21 protein-coding genes are annotated in these 26,052 nt (G+C 73.2%); 12 read left to right on the forward strand and 9 right to left on the reverse strand.

All coding sequences use genetic code 11. The annotated features are described in order from the left end of the window. Nucleotide 1 precedes the first annotated feature (1 nt). From FXF51_RS07950 to FXF51_RS07970, 5 genes are read right to left on the reverse strand one after another with little or no spacing between them, the layout of a single operon-like run. The gene (locus FXF51_RS07950; protein ID WP_148433619.1) at nt 2–2,350 is read right to left on the reverse strand and encodes a hypothetical protein; all 2,349 of its coding nucleotides are present in this window, start codon (nt 2,348–2,350) and stop codon (nt 2–4) included. Then, nucleotides 2,347–3,465: a VWA domain-containing protein gene (locus tag FXF51_RS07955; protein WP_148433620.1), complete on the reverse strand. Its 1,119-nt coding sequence runs from the start codon at nt 3,463–3,465 to the stop codon at nt 2,347–2,349. The genes FXF51_RS07950 and FXF51_RS07955 overlap by 4 nt, the downstream gene beginning before the upstream one ends. Beyond that, nucleotides 3,462–5,942, reverse strand: a complete 2,481-nt coding sequence (locus FXF51_RS07960) for a DUF5682 family protein (protein ID WP_148433621.1) — start codon at nt 5,940–5,942, stop codon at nt 3,462–3,464. Before FXF51_RS07960 ends, FXF51_RS07955 begins: the two co-directional genes overlap by 4 nt. Before the next feature lie 2 nt (nt 5,943–5,944). Further along, nucleotides 5,945–7,024 (reverse strand): ATP-binding protein, encoded by a 1,080-nt coding sequence (locus tag FXF51_RS07965; RefSeq protein WP_148433622.1) that lies wholly within the window; start codon nt 7,022–7,024, stop codon nt 5,945–5,947. Continuing rightward, nucleotides 7,021–10,320, reverse strand: coding sequence for a DUF4132 domain-containing protein (locus tag FXF51_RS07970; protein ID WP_148433623.1), 3,300 nt, complete (start codon nt 10,318–10,320; stop codon nt 7,021–7,023). Before FXF51_RS07970 ends, FXF51_RS07965 begins: the two co-directional genes overlap by 4 nt. Before the next feature lie 378 nt (nt 10,321–10,698). Between FXF51_RS07970 and FXF51_RS07980 the strand changes: the two genes are divergently transcribed. From FXF51_RS07980 to FXF51_RS08005, 6 genes are all read left to right on the forward strand, one after another. Further along, nucleotides 10,699–11,442, forward strand: coding sequence for a GntR family transcriptional regulator (locus tag FXF51_RS07980; RefSeq protein ID WP_148433625.1), 744 nt, complete (start codon nt 10,699–10,701; stop codon nt 11,440–11,442). Nucleotides 11,443–11,543: 101 nt separating this feature from the next. Continuing rightward, nucleotides 11,544–12,533 (forward strand): phosphotriesterase, encoded by a 990-nt coding sequence (locus tag FXF51_RS07985; RefSeq protein ID WP_222871180.1) that lies wholly within the window; start codon nt 11,544–11,546, stop codon nt 12,531–12,533. 5 nt (nt 12,534–12,538) lie between these two features. Then, nucleotides 12,539–13,492 (forward strand): phosphotriesterase, encoded by a 954-nt coding sequence (locus FXF51_RS07990; protein WP_148433627.1) that lies wholly within the window; start codon nt 12,539–12,541, stop codon nt 13,490–13,492. Nucleotides 13,493–13,523: 31 nt separating this feature from the next. Beyond that, nucleotides 13,524–14,636, forward strand: coding sequence for an FAD-dependent oxidoreductase (locus FXF51_RS07995; RefSeq protein WP_148433628.1), 1,113 nt, complete (start codon nt 13,524–13,526; stop codon nt 14,634–14,636). Between the two features lie 12 nt (nt 14,637–14,648). Then, complete coding sequence (locus FXF51_RS08000; protein WP_148433629.1) at nt 14,649–15,560, forward strand: alpha/beta hydrolase; 912 nt, start codon at nt 14,649–14,651, stop codon at nt 15,558–15,560. A 79-nt stretch (nt 15,561–15,639) separates the two neighbouring features. Continuing rightward, nucleotides 15,640–16,869, forward strand: coding sequence for an MFS transporter (locus tag FXF51_RS08005; RefSeq protein WP_262379366.1), 1,230 nt, complete (start codon nt 15,640–15,642; stop codon nt 16,867–16,869). Here FXF51_RS08005 and FXF51_RS08010 read toward each other — a convergent pair. Next, nucleotides 16,823–17,767 carry an MBL fold metallo-hydrolase gene (locus FXF51_RS08010; protein WP_148433631.1) on the reverse strand — a complete coding sequence of 315 codons (945 nt, stop codon included), beginning with the start codon at nt 17,765–17,767 and terminating at the stop codon, nt 16,823–16,825. The genes FXF51_RS08005 and FXF51_RS08010 overlap by 47 nt on opposite strands. Nucleotides 17,768–17,834: 67 nt before the next feature. Between FXF51_RS08010 and FXF51_RS08015 the strand changes: the two genes are divergently transcribed. Further along, nucleotides 17,835–19,550 carry a CocE/NonD family hydrolase gene (locus tag FXF51_RS08015; RefSeq protein WP_148433632.1) on the forward strand — a complete coding sequence of 572 codons (1,716 nt, stop codon included), beginning with the start codon at nt 17,835–17,837 and terminating at the stop codon, nt 19,548–19,550. Here FXF51_RS08015 and FXF51_RS08020 read toward each other — a convergent pair. After that, nucleotides 19,534–20,133, reverse strand: a complete 600-nt coding sequence (locus FXF51_RS08020; RefSeq protein ID WP_148433633.1) for a TetR/AcrR family transcriptional regulator — start codon at nt 20,131–20,133, stop codon at nt 19,534–19,536. The genes FXF51_RS08015 and FXF51_RS08020 overlap by 17 nt on opposite strands. 143 nt (nt 20,134–20,276) lie before the next feature. Here FXF51_RS08020 and FXF51_RS08025 point away from each other — a divergent pair, with 143 nt between their 5' ends. Both FXF51_RS08025 and FXF51_RS08030 read left to right on the forward strand, forming a co-directional pair. Next, nucleotides 20,277–21,716: an MFS transporter gene (locus tag FXF51_RS08025; RefSeq protein ID WP_148433634.1), complete on the forward strand. Its 1,440-nt coding sequence runs from the start codon at nt 20,277–20,279 to the stop codon at nt 21,714–21,716. A gap of 29 nt (nt 21,717–21,745) precedes the next feature. Then, a complete protein-coding gene (locus FXF51_RS08030; RefSeq protein WP_148433635.1) occupies nt 21,746–22,522 on the forward strand; it encodes an NAD(P)-binding domain-containing protein in 777 nt (258 codons plus the stop codon). A 130-nt stretch (nt 22,523–22,652) separates the two neighbouring features. Here FXF51_RS08030 and FXF51_RS08035 read toward each other — a convergent pair whose 3' ends face one another. Further along, nucleotides 22,653–23,252: a TetR/AcrR family transcriptional regulator gene (locus tag FXF51_RS08035; protein WP_148433636.1), complete on the reverse strand. Its 600-nt coding sequence runs from the start codon at nt 23,250–23,252 to the stop codon at nt 22,653–22,655. A gap of 111 nt (nt 23,253–23,363) precedes the next feature. Here FXF51_RS08035 and FXF51_RS08040 point away from each other — a divergent pair, with 111 nt between their 5' ends. Next, nucleotides 23,364–23,786: a hypothetical protein gene (locus tag FXF51_RS08040; RefSeq protein WP_148433637.1), complete on the forward strand. Its 423-nt coding sequence runs from the start codon at nt 23,364–23,366 to the stop codon at nt 23,784–23,786. Continuing rightward, nucleotides 23,783–24,316: a nitroreductase/quinone reductase family protein gene (locus tag FXF51_RS08045; RefSeq protein WP_222871182.1), complete on the forward strand. Its 534-nt coding sequence runs from the start codon at nt 23,783–23,785 to the stop codon at nt 24,314–24,316. The genes FXF51_RS08040 and FXF51_RS08045 overlap by 4 nt, the downstream gene beginning before the upstream one ends. Here the strand turns inward: FXF51_RS08045 and FXF51_RS08050 are convergent. Next, nucleotides 24,309–24,866: a TetR/AcrR family transcriptional regulator gene (locus FXF51_RS08050; RefSeq protein WP_148433638.1), complete on the reverse strand. Its 558-nt coding sequence runs from the start codon at nt 24,864–24,866 to the stop codon at nt 24,309–24,311. The genes FXF51_RS08045 and FXF51_RS08050 overlap by 8 nt on opposite strands. 70 nt (nt 24,867–24,936) lie before the next feature. Here FXF51_RS08050 and FXF51_RS08055 point away from each other — a divergent pair, with 70 nt between their 5' ends. Next, nucleotides 24,937–25,968 (forward strand): alpha/beta hydrolase, encoded by a 1,032-nt coding sequence (locus FXF51_RS08055; protein WP_148433639.1) that lies wholly within the window; start codon nt 24,937–24,939, stop codon nt 25,966–25,968. Nucleotides 25,969–26,052: the final 84 nt, after the last annotated feature.

Below are 26,052 nucleotides of genomic sequence, written 5' to 3' on the forward strand. Positions count from 1 at the left end.
GTCAGCTCAGGTCCAGAGCGACCTCCAGCCGCAGGTACGCGTCGACCCACGCCTGCTCGGCCGCCTCCTCCGAGCCGTGCGCCCGCGCCGCCGCGAACGCCGTGACAGCCCGCGCGATCCGATGCAGCCCGAGCACGCTCAGCCGCTGGGCGGCGGCGGCGAGCCTGTCACCGAAGGCGGACGGCAGGTGCGCCAGCCCGTGATGGGCGGCCTCAGCCAGCAGGCCCCGCGTGTCGGCCAGGACCGCCGCCAGCGGCTCCGGCCGCTCGTCCGCGCCCAGATCGAGCTTGCCGCCGCCGGCGGGGCGCAGGTCAGGGACGATCACCCGGTCACCGGCCGCCAGCCCGAGCGGCTCGACGACGAGCCCGCCCGCACCGAGCCCGCCCGCACCGAGCCCACCCACGCCACGCCCACCCGCACCGTGGCCGCCCGCACCGAGCCCACTCACGCCGCCGCCGACCACGCCGCGGCCGACCACGCCGCTGACGAACCGCGGCTCGCCCTCCTCACCGGCCAGCACGGCGGCCAGCGCGTCGAGCCGTCCAGGAGCGGCGGTGCTGTGAACGGCCCTGACAACGGCAGGGTTGCCCGCCGAATCGGTGATCACGGCGTCCAGGCGCTGGTCGCCGGGGGCGTACCAGATGGCCTCGACCTGCGCGATCGCGAGCACCCGCACCAGCTCGGCCTCCACACGCGGCCGGACGGGACGCAGCGGCAGCGCGTCGAGCTCACGACCCAGCGCGGCGTAGTCGGTGACCACCAGCGGCGCGGGCAGCTCGCCCCAGTCGCCCCGCGACGGGCTGACCGTGCTCTTGGCGACCCGCCCGGTGGCCAGCCGCACCGTCCGGCTCGCGCTGCGGACGGCGGACTCCGTCACCAGGTTGCCCGTGGCCAGCGCCCCCAGCGTGGACGTGGCGATCCGCCGCCGCGCCAGCACCGCCCCGTCGTCATCACCGTCCCACCTGCGGCGCAGGACCAGCACCATCGCGTTGTCGGCGTGGGCCAGGTACACCTCCGCGAACCGCTGCCCGCCCAGGCCGCGGACCCGGCAGCCGAGGCCCTCCAGCCTGGCCCTGCGCAGCGGCGTCTCAGCGGCCTCCGCGGTGCCGAGCACGCTGCTGCGCAGCGTGGCGTCCGGCCGCGTCACCGCCCGATGCCTGGCGTGCAGCTCGGCCAGGTGGCTCGCGAGCTGTTCCGGACGGTAGTGGGCGGCGCGGTCGCGGTAGGCGGCGAGCTGCTCCGCCAGGTCGCCGACGGCCAGCAGCGGCCAGCGCAACCCCGCGCCGTCCAGGTGGCGTTGCACGTCGGCGATGGTGGCGTCCAGGCCGTGGCCCAGATGCGCCGCGCCCTCGCGCAGCACCGTGCCCGCCAGCCCCAGCGCCCGCTCCAGCCCGGACCCCGCGCCTTCCTCCGCCCCTCCCCCGACGTCCACCCGCACGTCGGGGGCGTCGGGGTGCAGCTCGTCGGCCGTCCGGAACGCCCACACCGCGAGCGCGATGACGTCGTCGCGGCTTCCCGCGACGCTGTCGGTGTGCACGAAACCCAGGTCGCCGGGGATCAGGAAACGCACGGTCGCGGTGGCCAGCTCCACCTGCGGCACGGGGTCGGCGGGGGTCGGGCGGCGGATGCGGGCGGTGTATCCGGCCCGTTCCGCGCGGCGGGCGGCGGCCATCAGGCGGGTGCCGATCCTGGCGGTGAGCTGCTCGTCGGTCACCTGGCCCGGCGACCAGAGCGCCGCGGCCGGCGCGCTCCCCGACGCCACGCCGGGTACGGCTCCCGGCACCGTCCCTGGCGCGGCCCCCGACGCCACCCCGCGCACGGCCCCCGACGCCACCCCGGGCGCGGCCCCCGACGCCACCCCGGGCGCGGCCCCCGACGCCACCCCGGGCGCGGCCCCCGACGCCACCCCGGGCGCGGCCCCCGACGCCGCCCTGGGCGGGGCCCCCTGCGCGGTTTCCGGCGCGGCTCCGGAAGCCGCCCCTCGCACGCCCCTCGGCACGGCGATGGAAGCGGCTTCCTCGGTTCCGGTAGCGGTCCCCTTCGCGGCCCCGCTGGCGGCCTCCTGGGCCGTCCCCGCATCGGCATCCGCCTCGGGCGACAGGCGCTGGTAGGCGAGGATGACCGCGATGACGTGCCTGCACACACCGATCGCGCCGCAGGTGCAGCTCGCCACGTCCAGCCCGCCGGTCGGCAGGCTGGTGGCCGGCCCGCCGGGAAAGTCGCCGTGCACGGTGCCGTCCTCATCGGTACGCAGCTCCGGCACCGCCTCCTTACCGGCCCGCTTGACCAGCCCCCGGTTGGTGAGCGCGGCGAGGGAGTCGGTGGTGAGGCCGAGCAGATCCGTCCTCATCGGCCCACGTGCTCCGCCACGAACGACGCCAGCTCACCCGGCGTCATCGCCCCCACGTACGCCCCCGCGTCGGCCAGCCGCTGCCCCAGCTCCCGGTCGAAGGCGGGGTTGGCCTGCTCGTCGAGCGCCGCCAGCCCGAGCACCTTGCTGCCCTGCCCGACCAGCTCGCGCACGATGCGCACCAGCCGTCCCGCATCGCCGCCCTCGTAGAAGTCGGAGATCAGCACGACGATGGCCCGCCGCGGCTGGTCCACCAGCCCCGCGCCGTACGCCGCCGCGCGGGCGATGTCGGTGCCGCCGCCGAGCTGGACCTTCATCAGCAGCTCCACGGGATCGTCCACGTCGGCCGTCAGGTCCACCACCTCGGTGTCGAAGGCCACCAGGTGGGTGCGCACCCCGGGCAGCCCCCACAGGCAGGCCGCCGTCACCGCCGAGTGGATCACCGATTCGACCATCGACCCGGACTGGTCGACGAGCAGGATCACCTGCCACTGCTCCAGGTGGCGGCGGGTGCGGGAGAAGAAGTACGGCGTCTCGATCACCACCTTGCCCGTGTCCGGCTGGTAGCGGCCGAGGTTGGCGCGCAGCGTCCTGACCACGTCGAAGTTGCGGGCCAGCCGCAGCCGGCCGGACCGCCGTACCTTGGTGCCGGTGAACGCGGTGCGCACGTCGGTGGCGAGCTTGTCCATGAGCTCGCGCACCACCTGCTCCACGATCCGCCTGGCCAGCCGCAGCACCTGCGGGTTCATCAGGTGCTTGGTCCGCAGCACGGCCTTGAGCAGGGCGGCGTTGGGCTCGATGCGCGCCAGCACGGCGGCGTCGGTCACCACGTCGTGGATCTCGTAACGCTCGACGGCGTCGCGTTGCAGCCGCTCCACGGTCGCCTTGGGGAAGAGTTCGGCGATGTCGTCCAGCCAGTCGAAGGTGGTCAGCGTCGAGGGGCCGCTGCCGGCCTGGCGCACGCCGCGCCTGCGCAGGTCCTCGTCGCGGCCGTAGAGCCAGTCGACGGCCGCGTCGCGGGCGGCGGCCCGCGCGCCGAGCGGCGCGCCGCCGAGGCAGGCGCCGCCGGGCTCGCCGAGCAGCAGCCGCCACCGTTCGAGAGTGGGGTCGGTCATGGTGTGATCAGTCCCTCCCGGCGCAGTGCCGTGTCCACCCGCTCGTCCAGTGCCATGCCTGCGGCCACCAGCTCCGGGGCCGCCTCCAGCCGCATCAGGTCCCATCCGGACGCGCCCGCGGCGCGCCGCTCGACCAGGCGGGTGGCGATGAGGTGCCGCTCGCGGGGCGGGAAGAAGCCGAACGCCTGGCGCAGCGCGGGCAGCGCCACCAGGAAGTCGTCGTCGGTCAGCGCGCCGACCAGCTCGTCCAGCAGCTCCAGCATGCCGGGGGTGTGCAGCACCTCCTCGCGGGCGAGCGCGAACAGCCCGGCCAGCCAGTCTCCTGCCGTCGCGGGCACGAACGCGCCACGCACCGCCCTCGCGAGCTCCCCACCCGCAGCACCGGGCACCTTCGCGAGATCGCCGGGCACCTTCGCGAGATCGCCGGGCATCGTGTCGGGCGGCGAGCCAGGCGGCGTGCCGGGCGAGCCGGGCGCCGGGCCGGGTGCCGGGCCGGGCGCCGGGCCGGGCGGCGGGCCGGGCGGCGAGCCGCGTAGTGACCAGGCCAGGCCTAGTGACGCGCCGCGCAGGTCGGGCGGGGCGTCCTGGCAGGCGGCGAGCCGGTCGGCGACGGACAGGGCCAGCGGCGTGTCCAGGCCGAGCGACGCGCCCGCGTGCCGGAGCGCGTCGCGGACCGCGATCATGGCGTTGACGCGCGGCAGGTCGGCCGGCGCCGGGCCGCCGCGCACCCCTTCCGCCAGCCAGAGCACCCGCGAGGTGGCCGCCCGGACGACCGTGCCCAGGGTGGCGCTGCCGCTGGTGCGGAAGAGGTCGTCGTGGCGCCACATCGCCAGGGCGACGGTGAGGGTGCGGCCGAGCGGCCCCAGGTCGGCCGCCGCGCCGACGGCCCGCGCCAGGTCGTCCAGCACCTGCCCGGCCAGCTCGCCGATGCCGCACAGGGCCGCGTCGAACAGGACGTCGGCCAGCTCGTCCAGGTCCGCGCCGGTGACGCGTTCCGCCAGGGCGGCGGCCGCGGCCTCCTGCGGGTCCACGCCGTACCCGCCGGCCTCGATGAGGGCGGGCAGCCGGTCCTCCGCTTCGGTCAGCACCCACTGTTCGGCCAGCTCGGCCGGACCTGCCGGGCGGGGTCCCGAGGTGCGTTCCACGCCGGGGATGCGCAGCACCCGCAACCGGTGCAGCAGGCGGCTGCGCTCTCGGCCGGCCTCGTCCGTCAGGTCGAGCCGTTCCTCGCCGGGCTCGCCCAGTACGGCAAGCACCGCGTGGACCAGCGGCGGGAGCGGGGTCGAGTGGTGCAGGCGGCCCACCCGGTCGCCGCTGAGCGCCGCGATCATCTCCACGATCACCGGGTGGCTGCCCGGCGGCAGCGGGCCGCGGGACGCCCAGGGCAGCGGGGTCTCGATCGCCTCGCTGACCAGCGCGCTCGCCAGGCCGTCCAGCACGTCGACGCGGGCCGGGTGCCGGTGGCCGCGCATCAGGGCGATGCCGTCGGCGGTGGTCCTGGCGGCGATGAGGTCGGCGGTGGACACCTGCTGGCGTCTGGCGCGCAGCCTGGCGGTGACCGCCTCGGTGAGCCCGCGGGCCGCCTCGGCGGGGCCGGACTCCCACAGGCGCTGGTAGTAGCCCGGCGACGGCATGCCCGACTGGTAGCCGTCGAAGGCGTCCAGCCGCCGGAACGAGTACGGCACCAGGTAGCTCCCGACGGCCGCGTCACCGGGCGGGCTCGGCACCTCAGGCCAGCACACGCCACCGGCCAGGCTTGGCGCCTCGGGCGGGCGCGACACCTCCGGCCAGGCCACGTCGTCAGGCGGGCCCGGCGCCTCGGGTGAGCCTGTGTCGCCCTGCCCCGCCAGCCGGATCAGCGCGGGCCGGTGGAAGCCGCCCGTGACCACGACGACGGCCCGATCGCCCGCGAAGGCCGCGGCGGCGCGGATCCAGCGCGCCATGTACGCCTCCCGCGCCGCATCCTCGGCCCCCGTCTCGGTGTCGCCGCGCACCAGGTCGAAGTAGGTGGCCAGCCGCTCGGCCAGCCCATCGGCCGGTTCGATCTCGAAGAGGTGGTCCCACAGCGCATCCACGTTGTCCACCGAGAAGGTGCGGCACAGCCGCGCGACCACCTCCCCGTAGCGGGCCTCGGCGTCGGCGTACCGGTTGTGGACGTCGGCCAGCGCCGGATGCCAGGCGGGCAGGTCGATGAAGCGCAGCTCGGCGCCGACGTCCCGGCCGGCGGTCAGCGCCGTCCACTCCGGTGAGTACTCGCACAGCGGCGTCCACGAGCCGTGGCGGCGCCGCGGGTCGCGGTAACCGGTGTAGACGGCGATGGGCAGCTCGTGGCCCAGCAGGAGTTCGTCCATCCGGTCGTTCATCTCGGACGGGCCCTCGACCAGCACGTACGCGGGCCGCAGGGAGGCGATGGTGTCGGCGACGAGCCGGGCGCAGGCCGGGCTGTGGTGCCGCACGCCGATGTACGTGACCGCCATGATCAGCCCGGCAGCAGGTGTCGGGCCTCGTACAGGGCCTGCCACTGGTCGCCGTGCCGCCGCCGCTGCTCCAGGTACCTGCGCAGCTTCGCCAGGTCTTCCGCGTTGTCCTTGGCGGCGGTGCCGGCCAGGCAGGAGACCAGGTCGGCGGCCGTGCCCGGCTCGCCGCGCAGGAACCAGCCGCGCAGCCCGACGGCGTGCGCGACGGAGACGGCCTCGGCGGTGCTCATCACGCCTGAGAGCCGGTCGGTGGCGTCGCCGCGCGCGGTCTGTCCTTCGCGCAGCTCGCGGAAGGCGGTGACCAGGACCTCCAGCACGTCGCGGCGCGGCGGCGCCTCGACGCCCGAGCGTTTGAGCAGCGCGGTGGCCTCGGCCTCGACCAGCGTCAGCTCGGTCTGGAAGTCGGCGATCGGGAAGACGGTCTCGAAGTTGAAGCGGCGTTTGAGGGCGGCGCTCATCTCGTTGACGCCGCGGTCGCGGGTGTTGGCGGTGGCGATGACGGTGAACCCCTCCTGGGCGAACACCATCGACTCGGGCCCGCTCAGCTCCGGTACGGCGAGCACCCGGTCCGACAGCGGAGACAGCAGGCAGTCCTGCACCTCCAGCGGGCACCGGGTGATCTCCTCGAAGCGCACCACCTTGCCCTCGGCCATGCCGCGCAGCAGCGGGGCGGCGACGAGCGACCGGGTGGAGGGCCCCTCGGCGACGAGCAGCGCGTAGTTCCACGAGTACTTGATCTGGTCCTCGGTGGTGGCGGCCCCGCCCTGGATGGTCAGGGTGGAGGTGCCGCTGACGGCCGCGGCCAGCAGCTCCGACAGCAGCGACTTGGCCGTGCCAGGCTCGCCCACCAGCATCAGCCCTCGGTTGGTGGCCAGCGACACCAGGGACCGGTCGATCAGGGAGGGGTCGCCGACGAACTTGCGGCTGATGCCGAGCTTCTCGTCGCCGAGCACGAAGCGGCGGGCGGCGCGCAGGCTCAGCGCCCAGCCGGGCGGGCGGGCGTCGGTGTCGTCCTCCCGCAGCCTGGCCAGCTCGCCGGCGTAGCGGATCTCGGCCGGTGGCCGCTGCGCGTGCTCGTTCATCGGGCGATCTCCAGCAGGTCCCGCAGGATCTCGGACGCGGTGATCGGGTCAAGGCCGGTGACGGACGCGTCCACCAGGTGCTGCTCCTCGGCGAACTCGAAGTAGCCGATCGCGATGCCGGGATCGAGGTGGACCGTGAAGATCCGGCCGTCGGGCAGGTCGCGCTCGATCCAGCCCTGGATGCCGGCGTCCTGCGGCTCGCCGCGCCGCCAGCCGCGCCGTTCCAGGCCGATCACCGCCCCCGTGGGGATCTTGGCGGCCTCGATCTCGGCGACGAGCGCCGGATCCGGCGCGTACGTCTCCCGCCCGAGCTGCGGGAACGGCTGCAGGATCTCGTAGTCGGCGAACACCTCGGCCCAGGCGGCCAGCTCGTCCCCCAGCTCCAGCGGGTGGACCACGCCGACGACGGCGTCCTCGGGCAGCGTCAGCGGGTCGTCCTCGACGTCGGCGAAGCTGCGGTCCTCGGCCACCCGCAGGGCACCCGTGAGCTGCCCGGACGAGTCGTAGACGCCCCACACGAGCCGCCGGACGATGTGCCAGAGCAGCGGGTGGCCGACGAGCAGCCGCCCGAAGTCGGCGGCGCTCCAGCGGCGGCGGCTCACCATGGCCTGCTCCAGGCGGCGGATGTTGTCGGACGCCACGGCGCGCACGTCCTTCTTCAGCCCGGCGAAGCGCTGGTGGGCGGCGGGCGCCAGCTCCGGGTCGTCGTTGGCGCCCGGCTTGGGCAGGTTCTTCAGCCGCTTGCCGGCGGCGTCGGCCACGTACGGCTTGAGCTGCTCGTCGAAGCCGACGACGAACTGCCTGCGCCCGTAGTCGAGAGTCATGCTGCCGTCGGCGGACAGCCCGAAGCGGGGCACCAGCCGGTCGGCCAGCTCCAGCGGCGTCAGGTTCAGCTCCGCGGCCACCTCGTCCATCTTCTGCTTGGCCCGGCTCTTGAGCCCGCTGAACTTGACCTTCTCGGCGATGCCGTGCAGGTGCATCAGCGCGACCTCGGAGCCGATGCCCGCCAGCAGGTCAAGGCCGGCGACGGCGCGGGCGTGGCCGCCCTCGCCGGGCCAGGTCCTGATCAGCGGGGTCAGCCTGCGGACGGTCTCGTCGTCGCCGAGCAGCCCCAGCGCGTTCATCACCCAGCTCTCCTTGGACGGGTAGCCGGCCGCCTGCCAGCGCTGGAACAGCGTCCAGGCGAACTCCGCCAGGCTGCGGGCGTCGCAGGCCTCCTTGACGTGGGCGAGGCCGGGGTAGGCGTGGCCGGGCTTGGAGATCGCCAGCATCGTCATCACGTGCCGGACCGCCTCGGGCGGCAGCGCGCCCGCGTCGCCGCGCAGGTTGATCGGCGTCGGGATCGCGGCGTCCGCCCAGTCGGGCACGGCGGGCATCCTGGCGGGCAGCGCGTCGAGCGGGTCGGCCGCGAGCAGGGCGTCGATCGCGGCCTCGGCGTCGGGGCCGTACCCGGCGGCGGACCGCAGCACCACGTCGCGCGCGCCGCGCGCGCTCAGCGCGGTCAGCGCCTGCTCGGCCTGCCGCCTGGCCGCGCCCGCCTTGCCCAGGGCCGGCGGGATCAGCGCCCTGGCGGCGGTCTCGGGGTGGCGGGTCAGCCACGCCAGCGCGGTGGCGCGTACCGACTTCAGCCGGGACAGCCAGTCGGCCATCAGCACGGCGATCTCCGGGGAGGTGAACGGGAGCAGCATCGCGCCGGCCGAGGCGGGGCCGCTCCGGGCCAGGTCCAGCACCAGGGGCAGGGCGGCCAGCTCGAACCTGGCGGCCACCTGCGGCAGCCAGGAGGCGATGCTCCACGCGCCGGTCGGGCGCCACGTGTCGAGCAGCGGCCGGGCCAGCTTCTCGGGCCCGGCGACGAACAGGGGGACCTCGTGGTACCAGAAGCGGTGGAGGGTACCGTTGCCGGCGGCCTGCTGGGCGATCTGCTCCCAGGTCTGGTTGTAGATCTGGCCCCAATAGGCGTCTCCGGAACGCCAGTTGTCCCGCTCGCCCGGCGCCCACAGCACGGCCGGTTCGTCGGAGCACGTCAGGCCGCTCACCACGACCGGCTTCCTGGCCTTGCGCGCGCGGGTCCAGGGCGGGCTGACCAGCACCGGGGGCAGCGCCTCCGGCGGGGCGGCGGCGACGGGCACGGCGTCGGCGATCTTGCGGATCCGCTCGGCGGCGGCCTCGCCGACGGTCGCCACCACCTCGGGCACCAGGTCGGGGTGGCCCAGCACATGCGCGCTCAGCAGCAGGTCCACGTGCTTGCCGGTGGAGGCGGCCAGAAACCGCATCGCCCGGCGCGGGAACCGGGCCGCCGCGCTCATGAAGGCCGGCTGGGTGTACCTCTGGTCGATGCGGTCGAGCAGCGTCCGCATCGCCTCGTCGGTCGGCAGCTCCGCGAGCACGCCCAGCAGCCGCCGCTCGCCGTCCGCGTCGTAGCTGCGGCCGATCCATCCGGCCAGCACCGGCAGCGCGGCCTCGGCGCCCATGCCGTCGACGAGCGTGGCGGGCAGGGCGAGGGAGCGCAGCGTCCAGTAGGGATAGGTGTGGTCCGCGATGAGCGCCGCCTGCTCTGGTGTGCTGATCGCGGCGACGAGGGTGTTAGCCAGGTGCGGGTTGACGTTGCTCGCCTCGGCGCAGTCGGCCGTGACCCAGTCGGTCTCGGTCGGCGCCAGGTAGGAGGCCGCCACCCGGTGGTGCGGGCCGCCTTCCCTGATCGCCGCCAGCGCCGCGACGACCTGCGCGTACTCTGCGTCCGACGCGGCCGCGAGTGCGGCTCTGACCCGCGTGGCGAGCTCCGTCCGGTTCCAGGCGTGCCAGTTGTTCGGGTACTGGCCGGCGGTCAGCCGCCGCGCTCCCCAGGTGTCCTGAGCGATCTCGCCGTCCAGCGAGGCCAGCTCCGCCACGGCCGCCGCCGCGAACTCCAGGCCCCGTCCGGCCAGCCAGCCCCCGGCGAACAGCGGCACCAGAGTCTGGTCCTGCCATGACAGGCGCACCGCCGCCACCGCGGCGCCCAGCGGCGTGGCGCCGGGCTCCCCCGCCAGGTACGCCGCGCCTGCGGCGGCCAGCTCCTGGTCGCGCCACCGGGGCAGCTCGTCGAGCACCGTCTGGCGGTGCCCGGCCAGCTTCGCGGCGAGCGCCTCGGGGGCCCCGGCGTCGGGCCGCTTCACCGTGACCTTCGCTCCACCCCGGCGCGGGTGCAGGGCGCGCAGCCAGGAGGCCGGCATCGTCAGCCGGTCCTCGTCCCCGGCCGTCCCGTCGCGTAACGTCGCCGGTTCGCCGCCGTCCCTGGTCAGCGTCTGATTCGCGGTCATGCAGGAACACCTCCATCGCCTCGTGATCAACAGCGGCGAGTATGGCGGGCCGGACCGACAAAGTGACAGTCGACGCCGTGCTGTCGGTGCAAGGCCGTAGCGTTCCCTGGTGACTTCGCTCATGCAGACCTACGCCTACGTGCACGAGTCCGCCATGCGCGACGGCGGTCTCGTCCTGGAGACCTCCGGCGGCGCGACCCCGGCGGGCGAGGCGGCGAACCCGACGTTCTTCGACGGGGCTGCTGCGCGACGTGCTGCGCTGAGTGTCCCGTTCGGGTTTGCGCCGGTGTGCTTGACTTCCTGCAGACGTACCCCGGAAACCAGTACCCCGGCGACCCAGTACCCCGGCGACCAGCGACACGGAGGGCCCGAACACCGATGCCGAACAGCGAACTCGACCTTTCATCGGGGGTCCCTCTTTATCGGCAGATCAAGGACATCCTGCGCAAGGAGATCGCCGGCGGAGCGGCGGACCCCCAGCGGCCGATGACGGAGGAGCAGCTGCTCAGCCGGTTCGAGGTGAGCAGGGCCCCCATCCGCCAGGCGCTGAAGGAGCTGGCGAACGAGGGGTACGTCTACAGGAAGCAGGGCAAGGGCACCTTCCCGGTGCCGGGCACCCGGGTGCACCGCCCGGCCGACGTGCGGCCGGGCGCGCTCTACCAGTACCTCTACGACACGGGCCTGCACCCCGCCTCCACCGTGTCCGGCATCGAGCGGGCGGAGCCGCCCGCCCGGATCCGGCACCGCCTCGGCACGGGGGCGCACGAGCGGCTGCTGCACTTCACCCGGTTGATCTCGGTCGAGAACGAGCCGCTGGTCGAGGCCGACGTCTACATCCGCGCCCCCGAGGACTTCTCACCCACGGCGGCGGAGCTGGAGGACGAGGGCTCGGCGTTCGAGCTGCTGAAGCGGGACTTCGGCATCACGCTCGACCGGGCGGAGCACGAGGCGTGGGCGACGGCCGCGACCGCCGCCCACGCGGCGGCTCTCGGGGTGCGTGAGGGCAGCCCGCTGCTCGTCATCGAGACGGTCTTCTTCACGACGGGCGGCCTGCCGGCGGGCTGGCGGTCGGCGGTGCACCAGGCCGAGCAGTTCAAGTACCGGTTCGTCACGAGCGGCTGACCTGCGGTTATACCCTGAAAACGAGCCACGTTCTGGTCGTTGACTTTGGTATTACAATATATTAACCTGCCAGAAACCAGGCCGGCGAGGAGCCAATGCACATGCCAAAGACGGGCGAACCAGCCGTCAACACCGTCCTCGGGCCCGTCCCGGCCGACCATCTGGGGGTCGTCGCGGTCCACGAGGCCCTGCTGTCCGTGCTGCCGGGCGCCGAGCACGGCTACGACATCACGATGGACCGTTCCGAGATCTTCGGGACGCTCGCCGGGAAGCTGACCGACTTCCGCGCCCACGGCGGCGGGACGATCGTCGACAGCACCGGCATGTTCCACGGCCGCGACCTGCCGCTGTACGAGGCGCTGTCACGCTCGACCGGCGTGCACATCGTCGCCTCCACCGGCATGGGCCCCGAGGCGCTGCTCGGCGGCTACTTCCTGACCCCGCAGACCAACCCGCCCACCCCGTGGCCCGCCGAGAAGTTCGCCGGCCTGTTCACCCAGGAGATCACCGACGGCATGGTGGTCCCCCGGGTGGAGCGGCGGGCCCCGGCCGGCCTGGTCGCCACCGCCGCGACCCGCGCGGGCATGACGGCGACCGACGAGAGCCTGCTGCGCGGCGCGGCCCGCGCGGCGCTGGCCACCGGCGTCCCGCTCTCGCTGCGCTACGGCCACGACGCGGCGCACGACCTCCAGGTCGTCCTGGACGAGCGGCTCCCGGCGGACCGCGTCGTGGTCGGCGGGCTCGACCGCGCGGACGCGGTCGCCGCCGGCGCGCACCTGGAGGTCGCCCGCCTCGGCGCGTACGTCGCGCTCGACCACGTCGGCCTGAACGACGACGACGCCTGCGTCACCGACCGCGAGCGCGCCGGCCTGCTGCTCGACCTGGTCCGCGCCGGGCACGCCGGCCAGGTGCTGCTGTCGTGCAACTCGATCGGCGTGGCCAAGGGCCTGCCGGCCTACGACCTGCCCTACAGCCACGTCTCCTCGGCGTTCATCCCCCTGGCGACGTCGCTGGGGCTCGGCGCCGAGGACGCCAGGCGCGTCCTCGTGGACAACCCGCGCAACCTGCTGACCCCGCGGCGAGAGGGCTGAGGACCATGTCGAAGGTGAACACCGTGCTGGGCCCCGTCGCCCCGGAGGAGCTCGGCGTCGTGGCCGTGCACGAGCACGTCGGCTACGGCATGCCTGGCTCGGAGCTGGACACCCGGTGGTGGAAGACGCCCGAGGAGCGCTACGCCGAGACCGTGCCGAAGCTGCGCCGCTTCCACGAGTACGGCGGCGGCACGTTCGTGGACGTGACCGGCATCTGCAACGGCCGCGACATCGACTACTACAAGTCGCTGTCGGCCAAGACCGGGGTGCACATCGTGGCCTGCACCGGCTTCGTCGGCGGCGACACGGCGCTGCCGTTCTTCGAACGGGCCGGTGTCGACTACCTGACCAGGCAGTTCGTGCACGAGATCACCGTGGGCATCGGCGGCACCGGCAGCCGGGCCGGCGTGATCAAGGTCGGGGTGAGCCGCGGCGGCCGGATGACCGACCTGGACCTGCGCATCTACCGGGCCGCCGCCCGCGCCGCCGTCAGCACCGGGGTGCCGATCCTCACCCACCTGGCCATCGACGTCGAGCCCGCGGTCGCCGTCTTCGAGGAGGAGGGGCTGCCGCTGCACCGGGTGCTGTTCGGGCACGCCGACGACGGCCTGAACGCGCCGAACACGCCCGACACCTGGCTCGCCGGCCGTGGCGGCCGGATCGGGTTCGACACCTTCGGCTACGAGACCGAGCTGGAGGACCCGCCGTTCTGGGCGCGTCCCCGGCGCGAGCGGCTGGCGCACTTCCTCGGCTTCCTCGGCAAGGGCTTCCTGGATCAGGCGCTGGTCTCGGCCGACGCCAACTGCAGCCCGCTGGGCTGGCCCGGCGTCAAGGGCCACACGGTCAACTACCTGTTCGAGGAGCTCGTCCCCGACCTGCGCGACGCCGGGCTGGACGAGGCGACGATCACCAGGCTGCTCGTCCACAACCCCGCCGATTTCCTGACGATCCAGAACTGAACCCCATGCGCCCCGTTCAAGGAAGACGATCATGCAGACCTCAGACCTGAAGGACCTGGACATCGCCATCGTCGGCGGAGGGTACGGCGGCGCGGTGGCGGCGGTGGCACTCGGGCGGCTCGGCGCCAAGGTCAGCGTCTACGAGCAGGCCAGCGCAATCCGGCAGGTCGGCGCCGGCATCGGCCTGCGCCCGCCCACCATCGAGCTGTTCCGCGAGCTGGAGATCTTCGACGCGATCGCGGCCGTCAGCTCCCCGAGCGACTACTTCGAGATCCTCACCGCCACCGGCGAGGTCATCCAGCGCGAGGACTGGCCGAAGGCCGGCGACTACGCCCAGGTGAACAAGACCCGGTTCATCCACCGCGGCGACTTCATCGACACCCTGCTGAGGCTGCTGCCCGAGAGCATGGTGCACATCTGCCACAAGATGACCGGCATCGAGGACCGGGGCGACCACGCCACGCTCACCTTCGCCGACGGCAAGCAGGTGACGGCCGACCTGGTGATCGGCGCCGACGGCATCCGCTCCGTGGTGCGCAAGCAGCTGTTCAGCGACAACGAGCCGGTGTTCGCGGGGGCGCACGCGTACCGTGCGGTGATCTCCGCCGGTGACACGTACGGATTGTGCGTGGACGACAACCTGCGCCTCTACATGAACGAGCGCGGCACGATGGTCTACTTCCTGCCGCTGCGCCACCGCGGCCAGGTGTCCTTCGACATCACGGCGCTGTCCGCCGACGACTCGTGGGCGCCCCGGGTCACCAAGGACGACCTGGTGGCGCTGATGGACGGCTTCGACGAGCGGCTCGTGAACATCACCCGCGACCTGGACATGGACACGGTGACGAGCCGCGCCGTGTTCGACATCGACCCGGTCGAGCGGTGGCACTCCGACTCCGTCACGCTGCTGGGCGACGCCGCCCACGCGATGCTGCACCACCAGGGGCAGGGCGCCAACCAGGCCATCCAGGACGCCGGCGGGCTCGCCTGCGCCCTGCGCGAGGCCGGCTCCGTCAAGGACGCGCTGGCCCTCTACCAGGCCAGGCGCAAGCCCGACACGGACGCGCTGCAGCGCATCTCCCGGGAGTCCTGGCAGGCGGACTCGGTGGACACCGCGTTCCCGGAGAAGTCCTCGATCAAGTGATTGCGTGAACCCATGACTGTGCATCCCGACATCGCCAAGATCCTCGCCACGCTGCCGCCCGGGGACGGCCGCAGGCCCGACCCGGTGGCGGCCCGCGCCGCCGAGCAGGCGCACGTCCCCGCGCCCGAGGACCGGCTGCCGCTGCACGCGGTCGAGGAGACCACCGCGGCGGGCGTGCCGGTGCGGATCTACACGCCGGTGGCGGCCGAGTCGTACGGGCTGCTCGTGTACTTCCACGGCGGCGCGTTCTTCTCCGGCGGCCTCGACACCCACGACGGCGTGGCGCGGTCGCTGGCCAGGGAGACCGGCCACCGGGTCGTCTCCGTCGGCTACCGCCTGGCCCCGGAGGCCGCCTACCCGGCCGGTCTCCAGGACTGTTACGCGGTGGTCCGCTGGGCGGCAGAGAACGGCGACCGGCTCCAGTGGGACGGCGGGAACCTCGCCGTCGCCGGTGACAGCTCGGGCGGCACCTTCGCCGCCGCCGTGGCCGCGCTGGCGCACGACGAGGGCTTCGGCCGCATCACGCACCAGATCCTCTTCTACCCCTCCGTCGACCTGGACTTCGACACCGGCCGCTACGCCTCGCTCCGGGACAACGCCGAGGGCTACGGCCTGGAGACGGTGGCGCTGAAGCCGTACAACTCCTTCTACCTCGACAGCGGCGCCGACCCGTCGGACCCGCTCGTCTCCCCCATCAAGCGGCAGGACCTCACCGGCCTGCCCGCTGCCCTGGTCATCACGGCGGAGTACGACCCGCTGCGCGACGAGGGCGAGCTCTACGGCCAGAAGCTCAGGGAAGCGGGCGTGCCCGCGACGGTCCGCCGCTACGCGGGCGCCAATCACGGCTTCGTCGTCAACTTCGCGTGGATCCCTGAGTACTACCAGGCCTTCCGCGACGCGGGCGAGTTCCTGAACCGGCGCTGAGCTTCTCTCCTTCCCCCCCACCGCCCGCTCAAGGAGAGCGTCATGTCATCGGTCAACGTCGAGAAGGTACGCCTCCGTCCTGCCCGAGCTGATGCGCGAGTGGAACCTGTCGCCCGTCGAGGGCGGGCTCATCGGCAGCTACGGGTTCTTCGGGATGATGCTGGGCGCCATCTGCTTCGGCGTCCTGGCGGACTGGTTCGGCAGACGGAACGTGCTCGTGGTGAGCGTGTTCCTGTTCAGCGTGTTCATGTTCCTGTGCGCGTTCGCGACGGGGCCCGTCTCCTTCTCCCTGTTCCGCTTCGTCGGCGGCGTGGGCATCGGCGGCATCATGCCGAACGTGCTGGCGCTGCTGACCGACTACGCCCCCACCCGGCTGCGCAACACCATGACGGGCATCGTGCTGTGCTGCTTCTCGCTGGGCAGCATCCTGGCGCCCGCCCTGGCCCTGCTCATGCTGCCCGGCCTGGGCTGGCGCAGCCTCTACTGGGTGGCGATCCTGCCGGTCCCGTTCCTGCCGTTCATGGTGCGCCACTTCCGCGAGTCGCCCGCGGTGCTGCTGGCCAGGGGACGGACGGACGAGCTGCGCGCCCTCCTGGCCCGCGTCAACCCCGACGCCGCGATCGCCCTCGACGCGGAGCTTGAGGTGGGCACGCGGCAGAGCCCCGGCGGCCTGCCCCTGGCCGAGCTGTTCAGGAACCGCCGCGCCCTGGCCACGATCATGATCGGCGTCGCCTTCTTCATGTGCCTGCTGATGATCAACGGGCTGACGATCTGGCTGCCCGGCTTCATGGTCGGCGCGGGCTACGCCCTCGGCTCCGGCCTGCCCTTCCTGATCATCCTGAACGTCGGCGCCGTCGCCGGGACGCTGGTGCTCGGCAGGCTGGCCGACCGCTGGGGCACCAAGCGGGTGCTCATCCCCATGTTCGTCGTCTCGGCCGTCGCTCTCAGCCTGCTCGGCTTCGCGGACGGCTTCGCCATCCTGGCGGTCCTGGTCTTCGTGGCCGGCGCGTGCACGACGGGCTCGCAGAACATCGCCTACTCCTTCGTCTCGCAGTACTACCGGCCCTCGATGCGGGCGACGGGCATCGGCCTGGCCTCCGCCGTGGGGCGGGTGGGCGCCATCGTCGGGCCGACGTACGGCGGGATCCTGCTCTCGCTGAGCCTGCCCGCCGAGCTGAACTTCGTCTCGTTCGCGGTGCCGGGCGTCATCGCGGCGCTCGCCTTCTGGTTCGTACGCGCCGGCGCGACGCCCGGCCAGGAGGTCAGCGAGCCGCTTCCCGCCGTCGCAGATAGCCGTGGAGCGTCGTGAAGAACGGCGACGGCTCCAGCCGGGGATCGCCGTGGTAGCCGAGCTCCTCGGCGACCGGGGCGAACGGCGAGTAGACCGAGTCGCTGCGCCGCGGGCCGCCGCGCAGGTAGCGGCCGGCGACCTCGCCGATGCGGGCCTCGATGTCCAGGCTCTCCGTCAGTGCCCGCTCGGCTCCTTCGCGGTCGAGCACGACGTCGTAGGCGACGCCGTCCGCGCCCCGGTACGGGTGGCCCAGGTACAGGGCGCCGGGCCGGATCTCGTCACGGAGGCGGAGCAGGCTCGCCCGGTAGGCGTCCGGGTCCTCGTACCCGGGGAAGCCGTTGGCGGCGCCGTGGATCTGCACGGCGTCGCCGACGAAGACGGCGTCGCCGTGCAGATCCACGGCGTAGGCGACGGATCCGGCAGTGTGGCCGGGCACGTGGTGCACGGAGACGGTGACGCCGCCGCCCAGCGGCAGCTTCTCGCCGCCACGCAGCAGCACGGTCGGCTCCAGCTCGCCGGAGATCACCGCGGCGGCGGCCTCGGTCTGCTTCTGGACGCCGTGCGGGTCGTCGAGGTACCGCTGCCGCACACTGACGTACTGGTCCACGTGGGCCTGCCGGGCGCGCAGCAGGTGCGCGTCGGCCTCGTGGATCACGATCTCGGCGCGCCGGCCGGTGAGCTCCCACAGCGCGTGCGCGCCGCCGAGGTGGTCGATGTGGCCGTGGGTGAGCAGGATCCAGCGCACGTCCTCGATGCGGCGGCCGAGCTTTTTCAGCTCGGGGGCCATGCCGCCGGCGGGAGAGGCGGCGATGCCCGTGTCGACGACGGCCGGTTCGGGGGCGTCGATGAAGTAGCTGTAGAGACCGAAACGTCCCCAGGGCGACACCAGCGGGTGGATGTCAACGTCGTGCGCCATCACTGCCTCTCTTTCGATCATTTAATATAATAATATGCACAAGTCAGGCGAAGGGAGCCGCACACTCATGGTCGAAGTCAAGACCTGGGACGCGGGCGGGCAGAAGATCACCATCCGCAAGGACCTGGGCGCCCCGATGCGCGACGGCGTCACCCTCGCGCTCGACGTCTACCACGGCCCGGAGGACAAGCCGCGGCCCGCGCTGGTCGCCATGAGCCCGTACGGCAAGGAGCTGCAGGCCCAGTCGCTCATGCTGCCGCCGCAGCGCCGCCCCAGCCCGCTGTGGGACGGCTGCCTGGAGGCCGGTGACATCGCCCGCATCGCCGGGGAGGATTACGCGCACGTCATCGCCGACCTGCGCGGCTCCGGCGCCTCGGGCGGCGTCATGGTGGGCAACTACAACGCCGGCGGCACGCCGCTCGGCCAGGACGCCTACGACCTCATCGAGTGGGTCGCCGACCAGCCCTGGTGCGACGGCAACGTCGGCATGGTGGGCGTGTCGTACTTCGCCTCGATGCAGGTGCTGGCCGCGGCCGAGCGCCCGCCGCACCTGAAGGCGATCTTCTGCAGCGGCGGCCACTACGACTTCTACGAGACCTCCTACCACGGCGGCATCCTGTGGTTCATGCCCCGCGCCGCGCGGGAGGGCCGCGGCGGCGACTCCGGCATCGCCGTCGCCGACATCAGGTCCAGGATGCAGGCGCAGCTCTCCCCCGAGGAGCTGGCCGCGCGCGTCGAGGCGCGGCTCACCGACCCCGACGTCGCCCGGTGGCCCAACCTGGCCCACATCCTGCACTACCCGAAGAACCGCGAGCTCTGGTACGACATCATCCTCAACGAGCTGGACGGCGAGTACTACGAGGAGCGCAACCCCATCACGCTCGCCCCGAACATCGACATCCCCGTCTACGTGCAGATCAACTGGGGCCGGGGCTGGACCGTGGACGGCAGCATCGAGCTGTTCAAGGCGCTCAGGGGCCCCAGGAAGCTCGACCTCCTCCCCTACCCGCCGATGCAGGAACGCCCGTTCCACGAGGTCCACGACGACATGTTCCGGTGGTACGACCACTGGCTGAAGGGCATCGACACCGGCGTGATGGACGAGCCGGCCGTCAAGGTCTTCGTCGAGGGCTCCCGCGAGTGGGTGACGTCACCGCAGTGGCCGCTGGACGGGGTCGAGCACCGGCCGCTCTACCTGCGCCCCCGCCGCAGGCTGTCGGACAAGCCCGAGCCGCTGGGCCCCGAGTACGCCGCCCCCGACGGCTTTTACCAGGCGCCGCTGACGGTGACCGACCAGGTCGAGACGCTGACCTGGGCCACCGAGCCGTTCGCCGAGGAGACGGAGATGGCCGGCACCGGCGCCGCGCACCTGTTCGTGGAGATCGACACCGACGACACGAACCTCATCCTCCGCCTCTGGGACACCGCCTCCGACGGCAGGCGTCAGCTCGTCACCACCGGCTACCTCAAGGCCTCCCACCGCGAGCTGGACGACCGCACCACCGAGGGCGACCCGTACCACCCGCACACCCGCGCCGTCCCCGTCGAGCCGGGCGTGATCGAGGAGTACGTGGTGCGGCTCTACCCCTTCGCCAACTCCTTCCAGCCGGGGCACCGCCTGGAGGTGGAGCTGTCCTGCGACGAGCCGCTGGCCGACACGCACAACTCCCTGCTGCCGCCCGAGGCCATGCACCTGCCGTCCGGCCGCGCGACCAGCCACAAGGTCTACCGCGACGCCGCCCACCTGTCGCGGCTCGTGCTGCCGTTCACGACGGCCCAGTGACCGTCAGCAGCGGCAGCCACACCTCGTCCACGATCTGCGCGATCGCCTCGTCCGGCACCGCGCGCATCGTCATGAACATGTCGTGCCGCAGCAGGTCGAGCGGCAGGTTCAGGACGCGGGCGGGGCGCGGCACGTCCGGCAGCTCGCCGCGCCCGACCGCGCGGGCCACGATGGTCTCGAAGGCGGTCGGGTGGCCGGGCGGCAGGAGGGTGTCGCGCAGCTCGCCGAGGCTCGTGCCGGTGTCCTGGAAGTAGTCCACGAGCTGCACGCTCATCAGCGTGATCATGCCCGCGCGGTCGGCGTCGGCGTTGCGCAGGAAACCGATCGCGTCGCCGCGCAGGCTCCCGGTGTCGGGGATCGCGATCGGGCGCCAGTGCCTGGTGAGCGTGGCCAGCAGCAGGTCCTCGCGGCGCGGCCAGCGCCGGTAGAGGACGGGGCGGCTGGTGCCGGCGCGGGCGGCGACCGCCTCGTAGGTGAAGCCGAGGTAGCCGTGCTCCAGCAGGACGTCCCAGGCGGCGTCGAGGAGCGCGTCCTCCAGCCGGGCGCCGCGCCGCCGGGTCGCCCCGTCCTCCCCCGTGTTCACGCGCGTACCTTATCGCGGCCGGTCCGGCCCCACCGTGGGGTGGTTTCGCACGGATATGTGACCATGTTCCCCGAGCACCAGAGCCGGCCGGCCGCCCTCGATCCCGCCCGAGGCCCGCGCCGACCGGCACCCCCGGAGAGAAGATGACGCACGGCTCACCGCCCACAACGGCCGCTCCCCGGCGGGTCGCGCTGATCGTGGCCGTGGCGTGGTTCATGCAGAACCTCGACACCACGATCATCAACACGTCCCTCCCCCAGCTGGCCAGGACGTTCGGCGTGGACGCCGTCAGCGTGAACATCGGCATCACCGCGTACGTCGTCGCGGGCGCCGCCTTCATCCCGCTCGGCGGCTGGCTGTCCGACCGGTACGGCGCCAAACGGGTGTTCGCGACCGCGATCGTGGTGTTCGGCCTGGCCTCGGTCGGCTGCGCGGCCTGCACGGAGCTGTGGCAGTTCGTCCTGGCCCGCGTCGTGCAGGGCGTCGGCGGCGCCCTGATGATGCCGGTCGGCCGCATCATCGTGCTCAGGAACGCCGGCAAGGAGGACCTGCTGCGCGCGACGGCGCTGATCACCTGGCCCGGCCTGATCGCGCCCGTCATCGCCCCCGTCGTCGGCGGCGCGCTGACCACCTGGTACGGCTGGCAGTGGATCTTCCTGCTGAACGCGCCGCTCGCGCTCGCCGGCACCGCGCTGGTGCTGGCCTTCGTCCCCGGCGCACGCGAGGCGGACCGCAGGCCGCTGGACCGCACGGGAACGGTCCTCATCATCACCGCGCTCAGCCTGACCATCTACGGCCTGTCCGAGCTGGCGCACCCGTCGGCCGTCGGCCTGGACCTCGCCCTGCTCGCCGTCGGCTCGCTGGTGGGCGTGGCCGCCGTCCGGTGGTTCCGCCGGGCCGCCCACCCGCTGATCGAGCTGGCGCCGCTGCGGGTGCCCACGTTCGCGGCCTCCACCCTGCACGCGGGGAACCTCATCCGGCTGGCCATCAGCGCGACGCCGTTCCTGCTGCCGCTCATGCTGCAGGAGGCGTGGCGGCTGACGCCGCTGGAGGCCGGTCAGATCGTGCTGGTGTACTTCCTGGGCAACCTGGTCGTCAAGACGATCACCACGCCGCTGCTGCGGCGGCTCGGCTTCCGCACGGTGCTGATCGGCAACGGGGTGGGGGTGGCGCTGTCGATCGCGGCCTTCGGGCTGCTGGACGTGCGTACGGGGTTCGTCGTGGTGTCGGCGGTGGCTTTCGTCGCGGGGGTGACCAGGTCGATCGAGTTCACCGGGATCAACACGTTGTCGTTCGCCGACATCGGGCCCGAGGACCGGGCCTCGGCCTCCATGTTCTTCAGCATGATGCAGCAGATCTCCATGGCGCTGGGGGTGGCCGCCGCCGCGATCGTCCTCCAGGTTGCGCACGGCCCGGCCGCCACCCCGCTCACCCAGGGCGACTTCGCCGTGGCCTTCTGGCTGTCGGGGGCGGTCGCGCTGGTGGGCGCCCTGCTGATGACGATGCTGCGTCCGGACGCCGGGCACGAGGTCACCGGGCACCGGCCGCGCCCGCGGGTGAGTGGGGAGCCGAGTCGCCGATAGGCTCACGTTCGCACGTCTTGCCTGTTCACGTGGAGGTAGCAGCAGTGCGCATCGGCATCGTCGGGGTGGGCGAGATCGGCCGGGCCATCGTGACCGGCCTGTGCGAGGGCGACGGCGAGGCGCCCGAGGTGCTCCTCTCGCCGCGGGGCGCCCGCGTGGCCGCCGAGCTGGCCGAACGCTACGAGAGCGTGCGGGTGTGCGCCGGCAACCAGGACGTGATCACCGGCTCCGACCTGGTGATCATCGCCGTGCGCCCCCACGACCGGCACGAGGCGCTGGCCGGCCTGCGGGTGGACGACGACAAGATCGTCGTCAACGTGATGGGCGGCGTCGCCAACGACGACGTGCGCCGCGCGCTCGGCACCGGCGCGCCGGTGGTGCGGGCCATCCCGCTGCCCGCCGTCCGCGACCGCCGCTCGGTCACGGTGACGTGCCCTTCGCATCCGGTGGTGGACGCGCTCTTCGCCTCGCTGGGAGGGGCGCTGCCCGTCGCCGACGAGGCGGCCTTCAACGTCTTCTCCGCCCTGACCGCCACCCTGAGCACGCACTACGCCTACCTCGCCACGCTCTCGTCGTGGGCCGCCGGGCACGGCATGGCCGCCGCCGACGCCGACCGCTACGTGCGCGGCCTCTTCGAAGGCGTGGGCCGCAGCCTCAGCGACGGGAGCCGCTCCTTGCGGCAGCTCGCGGCCGACCACGAGACCCCCAAGGGGCTCAACGAGCGCGTCCGCACCACCTGGTTCGACCAGGCCGGCTCCGACTCCCTGCGCGCGACCCTCGACGCGCTTCTCGCAGACCTGAAGTAAGCGCCGCTCGGGCTGGATCCGGCGGTCAGGCCGGACCGGCAGCCGGACTGGATCCGGCGCGCAGGCCGATCCCGGCGCAGCGTGATCCCGGCGCGCAGGCCGATCCGGGCGCGCAGGCCGAGTCCGGCGGTCAGGCGGGTTCCGGCGGATCCCAGATGCCGCGCAGGGGGCGCATGCCCTCCTCGACGTAGTCGGCGATGGGGCGTTCCCCGCCGTCGAGGTACCACTGCTCAAGGGCGGCGAAGTAGCCGAAGGTGAGCGCGTTGGTGGCCACGCGGGCCTGCGGGTCACTCAGCCGCCCGGCCGCCGCGATCAGCGGCGCGATACGCCCGCTCGCCCGATCGAGCGTGGCACAGACGGCCATGCGCACGGAGGGCTCGGCGAAGAAGTACCGCACCCTGCGCCACGGCCCCTTCCCCGCCTTGGCGCCTTCACCCTCGGACGGCGCCTCGTAGGCGCGCACGGCCTCCAGCAGGCTGCCGATGGGATCGGCCGGATCCATGATGCCTTCGAGCGCCTCCGGACTCATGCTGTCGAACTCGACGTCGGCGACCACGATGCCTTCCTTCGTGCCGAAGATCCGGTACACCGACGAGGGCGAGACCTCCGCGGCGGCCGCGATCTCCTCGATCGTGACGGCGCCGAACCCCTTCTCGTCGAACAGGTCGAGGGCGCGTTCCTGGATGGCGCGCATGGCCTTGAGTCGCCAGCGTTCGCGTAGCCCGGTCATGGCGTACAGCGTATCAGATAGTCACTTTCTAAAGACATTGACTAGCCAGAGATGCGACCCTAGAGTCACTCGCTGGAGAAAGTAACTGTCTGAATCGAGAGGATCTGCGCCATGGCACAGAGATCAGGCGTCCTGGTGATCATGTACATCGGGGCGGCGCTCACCGCGGTCGCCGCCGTCTTCCCGTTCCTCGACCAGGCCGTCCTGGCGGACCACCTCAGGGCGGGCTACCCGTCCTACGAGCCGGGCGCGATCGACGCCGCCGTCACGGCGTACCTGGTCATCCTGGCCGTGGTCGGGGCGCTGGGGCTGGTCGGCTGGCTCGGCACGATCTGGGCGGCCCGCGCGGGCAAGGGCTGGTCCCGGCGGCTGGGGGCCGGGCTGCTCGCGGTGGCGCTGTGCGTCGCGGTCGCCGGGCTCACCGTCCGGGACGTCTCCGGCGACGTCGGGCTGGCGCCGCTGCTGGGCTGGCTGCTGGTGCTGCCGTGCGTCCCCGGGGCCGCGGCGGTCGCGCTGTGGAGAAGGGCGGGATGAGCGGAGATCGCGCGGGGACGCGCGGGCTCGCGGCACTCAAGCGCGGGCTGGCCGCGCTCAAGCGGGCGATGTACCGGGACGGTCGGCCGAACGGGGTCATGCGGTTGTGGAACCGGCTCGACGCCTTCGCCTACGGGGCCCGCTGGCTGTCACCGCCGCACGCCGCCGTGCTGAAGGTGGCGGGGCGCCGCACCGGGAACCTCACGTCGGTCCCCGTCGCGGTCACCCGCCACCGCGGCGCCGACTTCCTCGTCTCGATGCTCGGCCCGGACGCGGGCTGGGTGCGCAACGTCAGAGCCGCAGGCGGGCACGCCGCGCTGCGCCGCCAGGGCCGCGAGACGCCGATCCTGCTGGAGGAGATCCCGGCGGAGGAACGGCCCGAGATCCTGCGCCGCTACCTGGCCGGCGCACCCGGCGCCCGCCCGCACCTGAGGCTCGGGCCGTCGGCCCCCTTGGCGGAGTTCCTGCGGATCGCGCCCCGGCATCCCGTCTTCCGCGTCCACGAGCGCCAGCCGGAACGCCTCACCTGAAGGACGGCAGGACCAGCTCCACCAGCGCGTCCACGTCCTCGTCCACCATCGGCTCGCCGGTCATGCCCATCCGGTGCAGCAGGGTGCCCACGACGACGTCGATGAAGAACAGCACCCGCTGCTCCGGCTCGTCGAGCGCCTCCTGGAGCGCGATCCGGTAGGGATCCTGGAACCGCGACGAGAGGATCTCGCGCAGTTCGGGATCGCTGACGGCGTCGCTGAACACGCCCGCGAACGCGTCCCCCACCCCCGGCTCACCGATCTTGGCCGCACTCCAGCGGATGATCGAGGACATCATCTCGGCCCGGCTGCCACCCTCCAGCGGCACCGGGCCGAACGCGTCGAGCAGGACGTCCACGATCAGCGCGCCCTTCGTCGGCCAGCGCCGGTAGATCGTCGTCTTCGCGATGCCCGCCGCGGCGGCGATGCGCTCCACCGTGGCGCGCGCGTAGCCCAGCTCCTGGACCGTGCTCAGCGTCGCGGCGAAGACCGCGTCGTTGACGCCGGAACGCGGGCGGCCGGGCGGGCGGGCGGGTGTGGTCGAGCTCATGCTCACACGATACCGAATTGCGCTACCGTTAGTTTCGAAACCTCAAGTAGCGGAACCTTCAGGAGGGTCCATGACCGACATCACCGCGATGGGACGCCCGGCGGAGCCGGACTGGTCGTCCACCGTGACCGCCGAGGAGCTGACCGCCTTCCGGGACGCCGAGAACCGCGTCCGGGCGTCCGCCGCGGCACGGGTGATCACCGGGGAGCCGGACCCCGGCGCCACGATCGGCTGGCAACAGGTGGCACTCCCCGACCGCGACCTGTCCGACCGCGACCTGTCCGACCGCGACCTCCCCGGCCACGACCTGCCCGGCCGTGAGCTGCCCGGCCGTGAGCTGTCCGGCCGTGAGGTCCCCGTCCGCGTGTACCGGCCCTCCGCCGCAGGCCTCCTGCCCCTCGTGATCCACGTGCACGGAGGCGGGTTCGTCGGCACGGCCGCGCAGAGCGACTGGATCAACAGCCACCTCGCCGCCCACCTGCCGGCGCTCGTCGTCTCGGTCGAGCACCGCCTCCTCGACTGGGAGACGCCGCTGTCGGCCGCCGCCGCCGACGGCTGGGACGTACTCCGCCACGTGGTCGAGCACGCCGCGGCGTGGGGCGTCGACGCGTCCCGCGTCGCCGTCTTCGGCGAGAGCTGCGGCGGGCTGATCAGCGCGCTGGCGGCCGTCAGGGCCAGGCGTGAGGGCCTGTCCCTGCGGGCGCAGGTGCTGGTCAACCCCGCGGTGGACGTGACCTCGACGGCCCTGTCGTACGACTCGATGGCCCAGTTCCCGCAGACGCCCTCCCTCTCCCTCCCGCAGTTGCGCTTCTTCCAGCGGCTGGCCGTCCCCGAGGGCGCCGACGCCCGCGCGCTGTCCCCGCTGTACGCCGACGACCTGGACGGCCTGGCCCCGGCGCTCGTGGTGGTGCCGACCCACGACCCGCTCGCCGACCACGGCCGCCGTTACGCCGAACGGCTCCAGGCGGCCGGGACGCCCGCGCGGCTCAGTGAGTACCCGGAGGCGGGGCACGCGTTCCTCAGCATGCCGGGCATGGTGCCGCAGGCGACGCCCGCGCGGGCGGAGATCCTCGCCTTCCTCCGGGAGTCCCTCGGTGCCTGAGCCCGCCGCCCCCTCCGAGGCTCCCCCAGCGCGCCAAAGCCTCCCACCGCACGGAAGTCCCCACGCAGACGGGAGCCCCCCGGC

Origin of the sequence: Nonomuraea sp. PA05, from assembly GCF_008086045.1 — a bacterium.
Lineage (GTDB): Bacteria > Actinomycetota > Actinomycetes > Streptosporangiales > Streptosporangiaceae > Nonomuraea > Nonomuraea monospora.